Origin of the sequence: Microbacterium sp. cx-59, assembly GCF_020805625.1 — a bacterium.
Lineage (GTDB): Bacteria > Actinomycetota > Actinomycetes > Actinomycetales > Microbacteriaceae > Microbacterium.
This window is the reverse complement of the sequence record NZ_JAJHGO010000004.1, coordinates 153,836-168,037: the sequence shown is the minus strand read 5'-3', so window position 1 is coordinate 168,037 and position 14,202 is coordinate 153,836. Positions and strand designations below refer to the sequence as shown.

Below are 14,202 nucleotides of genomic sequence, written 5' to 3'. Positions count from 1 at the left end.
CCATCCCGCACGCGCCGACGCGATAGCGTGCACGGTATGGCACGGCGCGACGGAGAGACGGGGCCGGTGCTGACGCGCCTCCGGGCGGCGTTCCGTTCTTCTCTCCTCGGCGAGCGGCACTCGCGGTCCGCAGCCGTGCGCGGCCGATCCGCGGCGCTGAACCAGCTGCTCCTGTGCGCTGTCGTTCTGATCGTCAGCAGCCTGGCGTTGTTCATCGGCTCGCATCCGAACGGGACGCTCTTCCTCGCGGCCGTCCTGCTCGTGTTCGCCGGCGGTGCGGCCGCGCTCGTGGTGCCGTGGTCGCAGCTACCGCAGGGGTGTGTGATGGTCATCCCCGTCATCGACATCGTCGCGATTGGGCTGCTGCGGATGGCGGAGCCGGCCGGAGGTCTCGGGCTCCTGTGGGTCTTCCCCGCCATCTGGCTCGCGACGCTCGGCGCGGTCGGCTTCGCTTTGCAGTTCGTGCTGATCACGGTGTTGTACTGGGCGATCGTGGCCACCTCGCCGGGAACGACGACGACCGTGACCTATGCGGTGGTGCTGCTGCCCGTCGTGATCATGTCGGTGGCCACGACCGTGTTCGTCAGCAATCGCCGCTCGCAGGCGCAGCAGAGCCTCCTCGATCGCCAGGCCGTGCTCCTCTCGGGAGCGCTGCAGCGCGCACAACGACAAGAAGAGCTCATGACCGAGGTGCTGGACGCCGTCGATTTCGGCGTGCTCCGCATCGCGCCCGATGGCACCGTCGCCGTCGTGAACGAGGCGCTGGGTCGCTTCCAGAACGCGATCCCCGGTTTCGGCATCCAGGACCGCGAACTCGACAACGCCTACCGTCCCGACGGAACCACCCGGATCCACCAGGACGAGCGGCCCCTCGTCCGCGCGATCCAGGGAGAGGTGTTCGACGACCAGGTGGTCTGGTTCGGACACCCCGACGAACGACGGACCGCGATGAGCATGACCGCGCGCCGGATGCGGGACGCCTACGGCGCCGATGCAGGCGCGGTCCTGATCGCGCGCGATGTGACGCGCGAACTGACGGCCCTGCGAGCGCGGGACCGCCTGGTCGCCTCGGTGTCGCACGAGTTGCGCACCCCGCTGACCTCCGTGCTGGGCTACATCGATCTGGCGCTCGACAACCTCGACCGGCCCGAGGCCGTGCGGAAAGACCTCGAGATCGCGGGGCGGAACGGCGAACGCCTGCTCGAGATCGTGGCCGATATCCTCGCGGCGTCGAGTTCGTCGCGGTTGTCGGTGGACATGCGGATCTCGCCGGAGGACGTGGATGTCGCCGACATCGTGCGCGCGTGCGCCGAAGCATGGCGGCCCCGCGCGGCCGAGCGGGCGGTCACGATCGTCACGGGCGATGTCGAGCCGGCCCGGGCGTTCGCCGACCCGCTGCGGCTGCGGCAGGTCGTCGACAACCTGGTGAGCAATGCCGTGAAGTACAACCGCGACGGCGGCGAAGCATCCATCGGCTGCGCGAGCGACGGCGAGTCGACGTGGATCGTCGTCCGCGACACGGGGCCGGGCATGACGCCCGTCGACCAGGAGCGTCTGTTCGAGCGATACTTCCGTGCCCGGAACGATGTCGAAGGCACCGGCCTCGGCCTGTCCATCAGCCGCGACATCGCTCGCGCGCACGGAGGCGACATCACGGCGCGGAGCGAGCGCGGCGTGGGGTCCACGTTTATCGTGCGATTGCCGGCCACCTCGCGGGCGGCAGCGACCGCCGATGCGGCGGGGGACGAGCCCCGACGAGACGCCGGAGAGGCGCGCACGTGAACTTCGATCTGGCGACCGCGTCGCTCATGACGGCTTTCGTCGCGAACGTGGCGGGCGTGCTGTTCATCGTCGACACCCTCTTGCGCCGCGATGACGCCGCCGGGCGGATCTGGGCGATCGCGTTTCTCAGCGGGATGGCGACGACCGTCGCCTACGCGCTGTGGGCATCGGGTGCCGGTGGTGTCGTGGCCATCGCCATCGGCAACGCCCTGTTCGTCAACACCACGGGCTGTATGTGGCTCGGATCGCGGAAGTTCAACGAGCGCCGGATGGGGCCGGCCGCGATCGTCGTGGTGTTGGCGGGCATCCTCGTCGCGGCTGCCGTTCTGGCCGAGGGGCCGAGCGGCGGGGACTGGGCGGGTTGGCTGGTCATGGGGCTCTCGCTCGTCGGGTTCGCGGCTCTCGCGGCCGTCGAGACCACGCGATACCCGATGGGCAGGATCGGCACGGCCCGTGTGCTGACCGCCGTCCTCGCCGTGGAATGCGTGTTCTACCTCGCCCGATCGATCGTCTTCGTCACCGCCGGGCCCGACAGCGACCTGTTCCAGGTCTGGTTCGGCTCGCTGATCGCGAACTTCGTCACGATCGGGCTGACGATCGTCGCGGTGGCGGTGTTGTCGGTGCTGCGCGCGGGTCGGGCCGAACTCCGCGGATACTCCTGGATGACCCGCGTCGGCTCCAGCTCGGACGGCATCCTGCTCGGATCCACCATCACGACGGCGCTCGAGGACGTCGTGGAGCGGGCGGGCTGGCGGGGCGACCTGATCGCGCTCATCGCCGTCAGAGTGGAGGGGATCGCGCAGATCCGGACGGCATTCGGCGCCGATGTCGCCGGCGACGTGACGCACGCGTGGCGACAGGGGGTACGCCGCTTCGCGCCGTCCGCGTCGCTCGTCGGCGAAGACGGCGAGTACACGCTGCTCGTCATCGCGCCCGCCTCGACGGCCGCCGACGCTCGCCGTCAGGCCGGCACGATCTACCGCGGGCTGTTCGAGGCGTTCGGCCGGGTGTCGGATGCCGTCATCCCCGCGGTCGGCGTCGGGGTCGGTCTCACCGAGACGGTCGGCTACGACCCGAAGGCGTTGCTCTGGGCGGCCCGTGAGGCATCCGAGATCGCCGCGACGAGCATCGAGTCGTCGGTGCTCTTTGGCGGCGCCTCGACGATCGGCGAACGCGGAGACTGAGTCCCGCGCCGGGATCGGTGCGGCGCCCCGCGCGTGGCATGCTCGTGGAATGCCGCTCATCGCTCTCACCGGGGGCATCGCCTCGGGAAAGTCCACCGTTGCGCGCCGACTCGCCGAGCACGGTGCGGTGATCGTCGACGCCGACGCGCTCGTGCGCGATGTGCAGGCGCCGGGTTCGCCGGTGCTTGCGGCGATCGCCGCCGAGTTCGGGACAGAGCTCCTCGGCGCGGACGGCGCTCTCGACCGCGCGGCGCTGGGCGCGATCGTCTTCTCCGACGACGAGGCGCGGCACCGCCTGAACGCCATCGTGCATCCGGCGGTGCGAGCCGCATCCGCCGATCGATTCGCACAGGCCTTCGCCGCGGATGCGGACGCGGTGGTCGTCTACGACGTTCCGCTGCTCGTGGAGGCGCGGGTCGATGACCCGTGGGAACTCATCGTCGTCGCCCACGCTCCGTCGGCGGTTCGGCTCGAACGCCTGGTGACGCTGCGCGGTCTGACGCGCGCCGAGGCCGAGAAGCGGATCGCCGCGCAGGTGGACGACGATGCCCGCCTCGCGGTCGCAGACGTGGTCATCGACACGGCCGGGTCGCTCGCGGAGACCCACGCGCAGGCCGACGCGCTCTGGGAGCGCCTGCGCGCCTGATCCGTCCGCGCGGGGCGCAACCCGGCCCCGATGTCGGAGGGTCCACCTACTCTGGAAAGGTGCAGACCACCCGATCCGTTCGCCCCTTCGAGGTCATCAGCGAGTACATCCCCAGCGGCGATCAGCCGCAGGCGATCGCCGACCTCGCCGCCCGTATCAATGCCGGTGAGACCGACGTCGTGCTGCTCGGTGCGACCGGTACCGGCAAGTCCGCGACGACCGCGTGGCTGATCGAGCAGGTGCAGCGCCCGACGCTCGTCATGGCGCACAACAAGACCCTTGCCGCTCAGCTGGCGAACGAGTTCCGCGACCTCATGCCCAACAACGCGATCGAGTACTTCGTCTCGTACTACGACTACTACCAGCCCGAGGCGTACGTTCCGCAGACCGATACCTTCATCGAGAAGGATTCGTCGGTCAACGCCGAGGTCGAGCGCCTCCGCCACTCGACGACGAACTCGCTGCTGAGCCGTCGCGACGTCGTCGTGGTGTCGACCGTCTCCTGCATCTACGGCCTCGGCGCACCGGAGGAGTACCTGCGCGCGATGGTGGCGCTCCAGGTGGGGGAGCGGTACGACCGTGACGCCCTCATCCGTCAGTTCATCGCCATGCAGTACAACCGCAACGACGTCGACTTCTCACGAGGAAACTTCCGGGTGCGCGGCGACACGATCGAGATCATCCCGGTGTACGAGGAGTACGCCATCCGCATCGAGCTGTTCGGTGACGAGATCGAAGCGCTGTACATGCTGCATCCGCTGACCGGCGACGTGATCCAGAAGATGGATTCCGTGCCGATCTTTCCGGCGTCGCACTACGTCGCCGGAACCGATGTCGTACAGCGCGCGATCGGCACGATCGAGGCCGAGCTCGCCGAGCGGCTCGCCGAATTCGAACGCCAGGGCAAGCTCCTGGAGGCTCAGCGGCTCCGCATGCGCACGACGTTCGACCTCGAGATGCTGCAGCAACTGGGCTTCTGCTCGGGCATCGAGAACTACTCGCGTCACCTCGACGGCCGCGAGCCCGGCGCGCCGCCGCACACCCTCCTCGACTTCTTCCCCGACGACTTCCTGCTGGTGATCGACGAGTCCCACGTGACCGTGCCGCAGATCGGCGCGATGTACGAGGGTGACGCATCCCGCAAGCGCACCCTCGTCGAGCACGGATTCCGACTGCCGTCCGCCATGGACAACCGGCCGCTCCGCTTCGACGAGTTCAAGAACCGCGTCGGCCAGACCGTGTACCTCTCGGCGACGCCGGGCCGGTACGAGATGGGCATCGCCGACGGCATCGTCGAGCAGATCATCCGGCCGACCGGCCTCATCGACCCCGAGATCGTGGTCAAGCCCTCGAAGGGGCAGATCGACGATCTGCTCGAGGAGATCCGGATCCGCGTCGAGCGCGACGAACGCGTGCTCGTCACGACGCTGACGAAGAAGATGTCGGAGGAGCTCACCGACTTCCTCAGCGAGCACGGGGTGCGCGTGCGCTACCTGCACTCCGATGTCGACACGCTCCGCCGCGTCGAGCTGCTGTCGGAGCTGCGCTCGGGTGTGTACGACGTGCTCGTCGGCATCAACCTGCTTCGAGAGGGCCTCGACCTGCCCGAGGTGTCGCTGGTGTCGATCCTCGACGCCGACAAGGAGGGCTTCCTCCGCAGCGGCACGTCACTCATCCAGACGATCGGCCGCGCCGCGCGAAACGTCTCGGGGCAGGTGCACATGTACGCCGACAAGATCACCGACTCCATGCGGTTGGCGATCGACGAGACGGATCGTCGGCGCGAGAAGCAGGTGGCGTACAACCTCGAGCACGGCATCGATCCCCAGCCTCTACGCAAGAAGATCGCCGACATCACCGACGCGTTGATCCGCGAGGGTGCCGACACGAAGGCGATGCTGGCGCGCGATCCGGGTCGCAAGGGTAAGTCGCCGACGCCGAACCTTCGTCGCGAGGGCATCGCGGCCGAGGGGGCGACGCAGCTGGAGTCCACGATCGAGGATCTGACGAACCAGATGCTCGCCGCCGCATCGGAGCTGAAGTTCGAGCTCGCCGGTCGACTCCGCGACGAGGTGCAGGACCTCAAGAAAGAACTCCGCGCCATGGAGCGCGCCGGGCACGCGTAAGGGCCGGGAAGAAGACCCCGCGCGGCGCGATCGAGACCAGGGGCAGCGCCTGAGGGGCAGTGACTCAGGGGCAGTGGATGAGGGGTTTCGGCCCCGACCGGTCGAACGTGTGCGCCGACATCGGCGCCCCGCACAGGGGGCACGGGCGCTCGGTGCGCACCGGCTCCGGCGCGGTCTCGTACGGACCGACGGATGCCGGACCGGCAGCGCGAATGAGGGAGGCGTTGATCCACTGGTACCACCCACCGGCGGCGCGCACGCGCTGACGCAGGGGGAGTCGTGGGGAGTCCGCATCTATTCGTGCCATGATCATTAGTGTACTAACTAACTGCGCTAGAGTCGCGGAATGTCTGATGATCTGCTGCGCCTCGAGAATCAGGTGTGCTTCGCACTCGTCACGGCGGCGCGCAACGTCGTGTCCATCTACCGACCTGTTCTCGAGCCGCTCGGGCTGACGCACCCGCAGTACCTCGTCATGCTGGCGCTCTGGGAACAATCGCCGCGCGCGCTGGGTGAACTCGCCGCGGAGCTCGCGATGGAGCCCGCCACTCTGTCGCCGCTCGTCAAACGCCTCGAAGCGCAGGGCCGGGTGACGCGCACGCGCCGACCGAGCGACGAACGCGTGCTCGAGATCGGCCTCACGGGTGAGGGGCGCGACCTGCGCACAAAAGCACTCGCCGTGCCGGAGCAGATCATGGCCCGGGTGGGAATGGACGCCGCGGCGCTCGCGAGCCTTCGGGACGCCTTGAGCCCCTTCGCCGGTCGCCTAGAGGGTTGACACTGAGCGCGGACGCGCGGAGTGTACCGCCGCGGGTCCGCCGCGAGCGAAGCGCGGACCCGGTGTCGGTGGCCCTGCCTAGACTTGACCGGTGCCCATTCTTCCCGTGTCCGAACTCGCCCACGCCGCCGGAACACTCAGCGTTCGCGGTGCCCGCGTCCACAATCTGAAGAACGTCGATCTCGACATTCCGCGTGAATCGATGGTGGTGTTCACGGGTCTTTCCGGGTCGGGAAAGTCGAGCCTCGCGTTCGACACGATCTTCGCCGAGGGCCAGCGTCGCTACGTCGAGTCCTTGAGCTCCTACGCCCGCCAGTTCCTCGGTCAAGTCGACCGCCCCGACGTCGACTTCATCGAAGGTCTCAGCCCCGCGGTGTCGATCGACCAGAAGTCGACCAACCGCAACCCGCGCTCGACCGTCGGCACGATCACCGAGATCCACGACTACATGCGCCTGCTGTGGGCGCGCATCGGCATTCCGCACTGCCCCGAGTGCGGTGAGGTCATCCAGCGGCAGACCGTGCAGCAGATCGCCGACCAGCTCATGGAGCTCCCCGATCGCACGCGCTACCAGATCGTCGCGCCGGTCGTGACCCAGAAGAAGGGCGAGTTCGTCGACCTCTTCAAGGAGCTCAGCGCGAAGGGGTACGCCCGTGCCGTCGTCGACGGTGACCTCGTGCAGCTCGCGGAGCCGCCGACACTCAAGAAGAGCTACAAGCACGACATCGCGGTCGTCGTCGATCGCCTGGTCGCGAGCCCCGACATCCTGTCCCGGGTCACCGACTCGGTCGAGACGGCGCTGGGCCTTGCCGGCGGCATGATGCAGGTCAACTTCGTCGACGACGAGGGCGACGACGCATGGCAGAACTTCAGCGAGAAGCTCGCCTGCCCGAACGGCCACCCGCTCCAGCTCACCGAGATCGAGCCGCGCACCTTCTCGTTCAACGCGCCCTTCGGTGCGTGCCCCGCCTGCTCGGGTCTCGGCACGCGCATGTCGGTCGACGTCGATCTGATGCTCGCAGACGAAGACCTGTCGATCCGCGAGGGCGTCATCATCCCTTGGACCACCCAGGGCAAGGGGCTGTTCCAGTACTACGAGCGACTGCTCGAGGGCCTCGCCGACGACCTCGGGTTCTCGCTCGACAAGCCGTGGCGGATGCTGCCGCAAGACATCAAAGACGCCGTGCTGCGCGGTGACAACTTCAAGGTCTCGGTGAAGTGGAAGAACCGGTACGGCCGCGAGATGCGGTACACGTCCGGCTTCGAGGGCGTCGTGCCCTACATCGAGCGCCAGTACGCGCAGGCCGAGTCCGACAGCGCTCGGCAGCGCTGGGGCGAGTACCTCCGAGAGGTGCCGTGTCCCGTCTGCGATGGTGCGCGTTTGAAGCCCGAGGTCCTCGCCGTGCAGGTACACGGGCATTCCATCGCCGATGCGTCTCAGATGAGCCTGTCCGACGCGCAGAGATTCTTCGACACGCTCGACCTCACCGATCGTGAGGCCAAGATCGCCGCGGCCGTGCTGCGGGAGATCCGTGCGCGCCTCGACTTCCTCATCCAGGTCGGGCTCACCTACCTCTCGCTCGCGCGCGCGGCCGGGTCTCTCTCCGGCGGTGAGGCGCAGCGCATCCGGCTCGCCACGCAGATCGGTTCGGGCCTCACGGGCGTGCTGTACGTGCTCGACGAGCCGTCGATCGGCCTGCACCAGCGCGACAACCGGCGTCTCATCGAAACGCTGATCGCCCTGAAGAATCTGGGCAACACCCTGATCGTCGTGGAGCACGACGAGGAGACGATTCAGGCGGCTGACTGGGTCGTCGACATCGGACCGCGCGCCGGCGTCGACGGCGGCAACGTCGTGCACTCGGGTCCGTACGAGCAGCTCCTCACCGACGAGAACTCCCTCACCGCCGCGTACCTCTCCGGTCGTCGGCGCATCGAGGTGCCGGCCAAGCGCCGCCCGATCGACAAGAAGCGTCAGATCTCCGTCGTGGGGGCGCGGGCGAACAACCTCCAGAACGTGACGGCCACCTTCCCGTTGGGCGTTCTGACCGCGGTCACCGGGGTCAGCGGTTCGGGCAAGTCCTCGCTCGTGAACGGCATCCTGTACGAGGTGCTGGCGTCGAAGCTGAACGGCGCGCGTCGCGTTCCCGGCAAGCACACCCGTGTCACCGGCCTCGACAATCTCGACAAGGTCGTCCACGTCGACCAAGCGCCGATCGGACGCACTCCGCGTTCCAACCCGGCGACGTACACGGGAGTGTTCGACCGCATCCGCAATCTGTTCGCCGAAACCCCCGAGGCCAAGGCGCGCGGCTACCAGGCCGGCCGGTTCAGCTTCAACGTCAAGGGCGGGCGCTGCGACGCCTGCTCGGGTGACGGCACCATCAAGATCGAGATGAACTTCCTGCCCGACGTCTACGTCGACTGCGAGGTCTGCCACGGCAAGCGATACAACCGCGACACGCTCTCGGTGCACTACAAGGGCAAGAACATCGCCGAGGTGCTCGAGATGCCGATCGCGGAAGCCGCGGACTTCTTCGAGCCGATCCAGGCGATCCACCGATTCATGAAGACACTGGTCGACGTGGGGCTCGGGTACGTGCGTCTCGGGCAGTCGGCGACGACCCTCTCCGGAGGAGAGGCGCAGCGCGTCAAGCTGGCGACCGAACTGCAGCGCCGATCGAACGGGCGCAGCATCTACGTGCTGGACGAACCGACCACGGGCCTGCACTTCGAAGACGTCAGCCTCCTGCTCGGAGTGTTGAACAGCCTGGTCGACAAGGGCAACACCGTGATCGTCATCGAGCACAACCTCGACGTCATCAAGTCGGCGGACTGGGTTATCGACCTGGGTCCCGAGGGCGGATCGGGCGGCGGCATGATCGTCGCCACCGGTACGCCGGAGAAAGTCGCGCGTACCGAGGGCAGTCACACCGGCGCGTTCCTGGCCGAGGTGCTCGACGCCGGCGAGCGGCGCAAGGCGGGCTGATCGTGCCGTCCGTTCTGCCCTATCGGCCGAAGCAGGGCGAGATCCCCACGAGTCCGGGGGTGTATCGCTTCCGTGATGCCGAGGGCCGCATCCTGTACGTCGGCAAGGCGAAGAACCTGAGGGCGCGGCTCTCGAACTACTTCGCTCCGCTGCACACGCTGCACGAGCGCACGCGCCGGATGGTGACGACCGCGTCGTCGGTCGAATGGACCGTCGTCGGCAGCGACGTCGAGGCGTTGCAGCTCGAGTACATGTGGATCCAGGAGTTCACACCGCCCTTCAACGTCCGCTACAAGGACGACAAGTCCTACCCGTACATGGCGATCACCCTCGCCGACGAGGCGCCACGGGTCATCGTGACGCGCAACCGGCGCATCAAGGGGGCGAAGTACTTCGGGCCGTACCCGAAGATCTGGGCCGTGCACGACGTGATCGATCTCATGATCAAGGTCTTCCCCATCCGCACCTGCTCGGATTCGTCGTACAAGAAGGCGATGGCGACGGGTCGTCCGTGCTTCCCCGGCCAGATCGGCCGATGCGGCGGTCCCTGCTCGATGAAGGTGACGATCGACGAGCACCGCGCGATGGTCGATGACTTCGTCGCGTTCATGTCGGGTGGAGACCAGCGGTTCACGAAGGCGCTCTCGGCCCGGATGCGGGAATCCGCCGCGGCGATGGACTACGAGGCGGCCGCCGACTACCGCGACAAGCTGCAGGCGATCGAGGCGGTGCTGGTCAAGAGCGCCCTGGTTCTGCCGGATGACACGGATGCGGACCTCTTCGGGATCGCGGAGGACGAACTCGCCGCCACGGTGCAGCACTTCGTCGTCCGCGGTGGGCGCGTGCGCGGGGTGCGCGCGACGACGATCGAGAAGGAGATCGACATCTCCGGCGCGGACCTCGTCGACCAGGTCATCCAGCGCACGTACGGCGATGCCTCCGCGGCCGACATCCCGAAGCAGGTGCTCGTGCCGACGCTTCCGGAAGATGCCGCCGAGCTCGAGCAGTGGCTTCGGGACAAGCGCGGCAAGGGCGTGACGATCCAGGTCGCCCAGCGCGGCGGGAAGGCCGACCTGATGCGCACGGCCACGATCAACGCGCAGCAGGCCCTGATGCTCTACAAGACGCGGCGCACGAGCGACTACGTCGCTCGGACGCAGGCGCTCACCGATCTGCAGGAGGCGCTCGGGCTCGCCGAAGCGCCGCTGCGGATCGAATGCTACGACGTCTCGCACCTGTCGGGAACGAACGTGGTGGCCTCGATGGTCGTGTTCGAGGACGGGCTGCCCCGGAAGGATCAGTACCGCACGTTCGGGATCCCCGAGACGACCGACGACACCGACTCCATCCACCAGGTCATGACGCGTCGCCTCGCGTACCTCGATCGCCCCGAGGAGCAGTCAGATGCGGAGATCGCGGCGGCCGCCATCGACGTCACGGCGTCCGCCGACGGCGACGAGGTCGTGGCGACGACCCGCAAGCGCCCGCGGTTCGCGTACCCGCCCCAGTTGCTCGTCGTCGACGGCGGACAGCCTCAGGTGGCGGCTGCGGCGCGTGCGCTGGCGGACTCCGGTCACACCGAGATCGCGCTGTGCGGCATTGCGAAGCGTCTCGAGGAGGTGTGGCTGCCGGGGGAGGACTTCCCGGTCATCCTGCCGCGCACGTCGGAGGCGCTCTACCTCTTGCAGCGCCTGCGCGACGAAGCGCACCGGTTCGCGATCACGCACCAGCGCAAGCGTCGCAAGCGCGACATCTCGAGCGTGCTGTCCGAAGTCCCCGGGCTCGGCGACACCCGGATCAAGGCGCTGTTGCGGCACTTCGGGTCGGTCGCGGCGCTCCGGGAGGCGACGCCGGAGCAGATCACGGAGCTGCCCGGCATCGGTCCGAAGCTCGCGGCGACGGTGCACGAGCACCTGACGAATCGGTAGGCTGGAAGCTCGACGACAGGGGTAGACATGTCGGAACCCGCGGTGACGACCAGCGCCGGTGAGGTGCTCATCGTCACGGGTATGTCCGGCGCCGGGCGATCGACCGTCGCGAACGCGCTCGAAGACCTCGACTGGTACGTGGTCGATAACCTTCCGCCGACCATGCTGCGTCCGCTTCTGGAACTCTCCGAGCGCGCCGGGGGAGCGGTGCCGCGGGTGGCCGTCGTCGTCGACGTGCGCGGACGCGACCTGTTCGGCAGTCTGCCCGAGATCACTCGGTCGCTCCGCGACGGCCGGCACTTGCGTCTGGTTTTCCTGGACGCGAGCGACGACGTGCTCGTCCGCCGGTTCGAGGCCGTGCGTCGTCCGCATCCGCTGCAGGCCGGCGGCACGATCGTCGATGGAATCCACCGCGAGCGCGCGCGTCTCGCGCCGCTCCGGGAGAACGCCGACCTCATCGTCGACACGTCGTCGTACAACGTCCACCAGCTGACGAGCCGCGTCGCGGAACTGTTCGCGGCCGAGGGCGCGGCGCCGCACACGGTCACGCTCATGAGCTTCGGCTTCAAGTACGGGCTTCCGGCGGATGCCGACATCGTCGCCGACATGCGTTTTCTTCCGAACCCCTACTGGACCGACGAACTCCGCTCGTTGACCGGTGAAGACGAGAAAGTGCGCGATTTCGTGCTCGACCAGGAGGGCGCCCGCGAGTTCCTCGACGCCTACTCCGCTGCGCTCGCCCCCGTTCTCGCGGGTTATCAGCGCGAGAACAAGCGTCACTCGATCATCGCGATCGGGTGCACGGGCGGCAAGCATCGCTCGGTCGTGATGGTGCGAGAACTCGCGGAACGGCTCGCCGAGGTGCCGGGTGTTGCGGTGGGTGTGACGCATCGCGACCTCGGTCGCGAGTAGGCTGGAATGTCGTTTCCCGCCCCGACCCGAGGAGTGCCGTGCCCCTGACCGCCGACGTCAAGGCCGAGTTGATCGCCGGACGCGACCCGCGTCCCTCTGCGAGAGTGGCCGAACTGACGGCGATCCTGCGCTTCGCGGGAGGGCTGCATTCCATCGCCGGTCGCGTCGCCGTCGAAGCCGAGGTCGACTCCGAAGCGCTCGCGCGACGGGTCGCCCGCGAACTCGTCGAGATCTACGGAGTGCGCCCCGAACTCGCCCACGTGCAGGGCACCTCGGGCCGCACCGGGGGCTCGTACGCGGTGCGCGTCATCGAGGGCGGCGAGACGCTCGCGCGGCAGACCGGTCTGCTCGATCAGCGCCGCCGCCAGGTGCGCGGCCTGCCGAACAAGCTCACGACCGGCGCCCGTCACGACCTCGCCGCGATCTGGCGTGGCGCATTCCTCGCGACCGGAACGCTGACCGATCCCGGCCGTTCCGCCGCGCTCGAGGTCTCCTGCCCCTCCGGAGAGGCCGCCATGGCCCTCGTCGGAGCGGGACACCGCCTCGGCATCCCCGCCAAGGCCCGCGAGGTGCGCGGCGTGCCGCGCGTCGTCGTGCGCGAGGGAGAGGCCATCCGCTCCGCCCTCCACGAGATGGGCGCGCGGAAGGCCGCGCAGGACTGGGAGCAGCTGCGTCAGCGCCGCGAGGTGCGCGCCGGGGTCAACCGCCTGGTGAACTTCGATGACGCGAACCTGCGCCGCTCCGCTCAGGCGGCGGTGGCCGCATGCGCGCGGGTCGAGCGGGCGCTCGAGATCCTCGGTGACTCCGTTCCCGAGCACCTGAAGGCTGCGGGCGACCTGCGCCTGGCCCATCGCGACGCGAGCCTCGACGAGCTCGGCCACCACGCCGATCCGCCGATGACAAAGGACGCCGTGGCAGGCCGCATCCGGCGCCTTCTGGCGATGGCCGACAAGCAGGCCGAGATCGACGGCGTGCCCGGCACGGAGTCCGCCGTCCCCGTCGGCGCCGACGACTGACCCGCACGGGCGGACGGATGCGGCGCCGACACGCGCGGCCCGTTCGTCCTGTCATTCGGGGGAATCAAGGCTCTCGAATCCGGGTTGCCCCTCAGTAGGATGGGGTCGTCCCCTCGTCGCTCCGAGGACTTCGGCGCGGCGCCGACAGGAAGAAGAGATTATGGCAAAGTACACGCTGCCCGAACTCACGTACGACTACGCCGCGCTCGAGCCGAGCATCAGCGGAACGATCATGGAGCTGCACCACAGCAAGCACCACCAGGCCTACGTAACCGGCGCCAACACCGCGCTGGAGCAGCTGGCCGAAGCCCGGGATTCTGGCAACCTGGCCAACATCAACAAGCTCGAGAAGGACCTCGCGTTCAACCTCGGCGGCCACACGAACCACTCGATCTTCTGGACGAACCTGTCTCCGAACGGTGGCGACAAGCCGACCGGCGAGCTGGAGTCCGCGATCACCGACCACTTCGGTTCGTTCGACAAGTTCCAGGCCCACTTCACGGCCGCGGCGCTGGGCGTCCAGGGCTCCGGATGGGCGGGTCTCTTCTGGGACTCAATCGGTGAGAACCTCATCATCCAGCAGTTCTTCGACCAGCAGTCGCAGTTCGCCGCCGGCTCCGTGCCGCTGCTGCTGCTCGACGTCTGGGAGCACGCGTACTACCTCGACTACAAGAACGTCCGTGCCGACTACGTCAAGGCGTTCTGGAACATCACCGACTGGGCCAATGTTCAGACCCGCTTTGTCACGGCTCGGGAGAAGACGGCAGGCCTGCTGGTAGTGTCATGATCAGGTGAGGATGCCGCGCAGCCCTCGCTTTTGCGGGGCTCCGGCATCCTCTTC

At 68.2% G+C, this 14,202-nt stretch carries 11 protein-coding genes; 10 read left to right on the top strand and 1 reads right to left on the bottom strand.

Features of this window, described 5'->3' with window-relative positions; translation table 11 throughout:
• The first annotated feature begins 36 nt into the window (after positions 1-36).
• Genes LMI96_RS04205 through uvrB form a run of 4 tightly spaced genes read left to right on the top strand, consistent with a single transcriptional unit; the run spans position 37 to position 5,738 of the window.
• Positions 37-1,782, top strand: coding sequence for a PAS domain-containing sensor histidine kinase (locus LMI96_RS04205; protein ID WP_223721346.1), 1,746 nt, complete (start codon positions 37-39; stop codon positions 1,780-1,782).
• Positions 1,779-2,966, top strand: a complete 1,188-nt coding sequence (locus LMI96_RS04200) for a hypothetical protein (protein ID WP_228360574.1) — start codon at positions 1,779-1,781, stop codon at positions 2,964-2,966. The genes LMI96_RS04205 and LMI96_RS04200 overlap by 4 nt, the downstream gene beginning before the upstream one ends.
• A 49-nt stretch (positions 2,967-3,015) precedes the next feature.
• Positions 3,016-3,612, top strand: coding sequence for a dephospho-CoA kinase (gene coaE / locus LMI96_RS04195; protein ID WP_228360573.1), 597 nt, complete (start codon positions 3,016-3,018; stop codon positions 3,610-3,612).
• 59 nt (positions 3,613-3,671) lie between these two features.
• On the top strand, positions 3,672-5,738 hold the full coding sequence (gene uvrB / locus LMI96_RS04190; protein ID WP_223721343.1) for an excinuclease ABC subunit UvrB: 2,067 nt from the start codon (positions 3,672-3,674) through the stop codon (positions 5,736-5,738).
• 64 nt (positions 5,739-5,802) lie between these two features.
• On the opposite strand, the gene LMI96_RS04185 is transcribed toward uvrB, so the two are convergent.
• A complete protein-coding gene (locus LMI96_RS04185) occupies positions 5,803-6,051 on the bottom strand; it encodes a hypothetical protein (RefSeq protein WP_228360572.1) in 249 nt (82 codons plus the stop codon).
• A gap of 33 nt (positions 6,052-6,084) precedes the next feature.
• On the opposite strand from LMI96_RS04185, the gene LMI96_RS04180 reads away from it, so the two are divergent.
• From LMI96_RS04180 to LMI96_RS04155, 6 genes are all read left to right on the top strand, one after another.
• Complete coding sequence (locus tag LMI96_RS04180; protein WP_228360571.1) at positions 6,085-6,516, top strand: MarR family winged helix-turn-helix transcriptional regulator; 432 nt, start codon at positions 6,085-6,087, stop codon at positions 6,514-6,516.
• 91 nt (positions 6,517-6,607) lie between these two features.
• The gene (uvrA, locus tag LMI96_RS04175) at positions 6,608-9,505 is read left to right on the top strand and encodes an excinuclease ABC subunit UvrA (RefSeq protein WP_223721340.1); all 2,898 of its coding nucleotides are present in this window, start codon (positions 6,608-6,610) and stop codon (positions 9,503-9,505) included.
• Between the two features lie 2 nt (positions 9,506-9,507).
• Positions 9,508-11,433: an excinuclease ABC subunit UvrC gene (uvrC, locus tag LMI96_RS04170; protein ID WP_228360570.1), complete on the top strand. Its 1,926-nt coding sequence runs from the start codon at positions 9,508-9,510 to the stop codon at positions 11,431-11,433.
• Between the two features lie 27 nt (positions 11,434-11,460).
• Entirely contained in the window at positions 11,461-12,345 is an 885-nt protein-coding gene (rapZ, locus tag LMI96_RS04165; protein WP_223721338.1) for an RNase adapter RapZ, read from the top strand.
• Positions 12,346-12,383: 38 nt separating this feature from the next.
• On the top strand, positions 12,384-13,361 hold the full coding sequence (whiA, locus tag LMI96_RS04160; protein ID WP_223721337.1) for a DNA-binding protein WhiA: 978 nt from the start codon (positions 12,384-12,386) through the stop codon (positions 13,359-13,361).
• Positions 13,362-13,521: 160 nt separating this feature from the next.
• A complete protein-coding gene (locus tag LMI96_RS04155; protein WP_223721336.1) occupies positions 13,522-14,148 on the top strand; it encodes a superoxide dismutase in 627 nt (208 codons plus the stop codon).
• The last annotated feature ends 54 nt before the right edge of the window (positions 14,149-14,202 follow it).

Coding starts and splice junctions, on each gene's coding strand:
- coaE (WP_228360573.1), top strand. CDS start 3,016: ATGCCGCTCATCGCTCTCACCGGGGGCATCGCCTCGGGAAAGTCCACC.
- LMI96_RS04205 (WP_223721346.1), top strand. CDS start 37: ATGGCACGGCGCGACGGAGAGACGGGGCCGGTGCTGACGCGCCTCCGG.
- rapZ (WP_223721338.1), top strand. CDS start 11,461: ATGTCGGAACCCGCGGTGACGACCAGCGCCGGTGAGGTGCTCATCGTC.
- LMI96_RS04155 (WP_223721336.1), top strand. CDS start 13,522: ATGGCAAAGTACACGCTGCCCGAACTCACGTACGACTACGCCGCGCTC.
- LMI96_RS04185 (WP_228360572.1), bottom strand. CDS start 6,051: ATGATCATGGCACGAATAGATGCGGACTCCCCACGACTCCCCCTGCGT.
- LMI96_RS04180 (WP_228360571.1), top strand. CDS start 6,085: ATGTCTGATGATCTGCTGCGCCTCGAGAATCAGGTGTGCTTCGCACTC.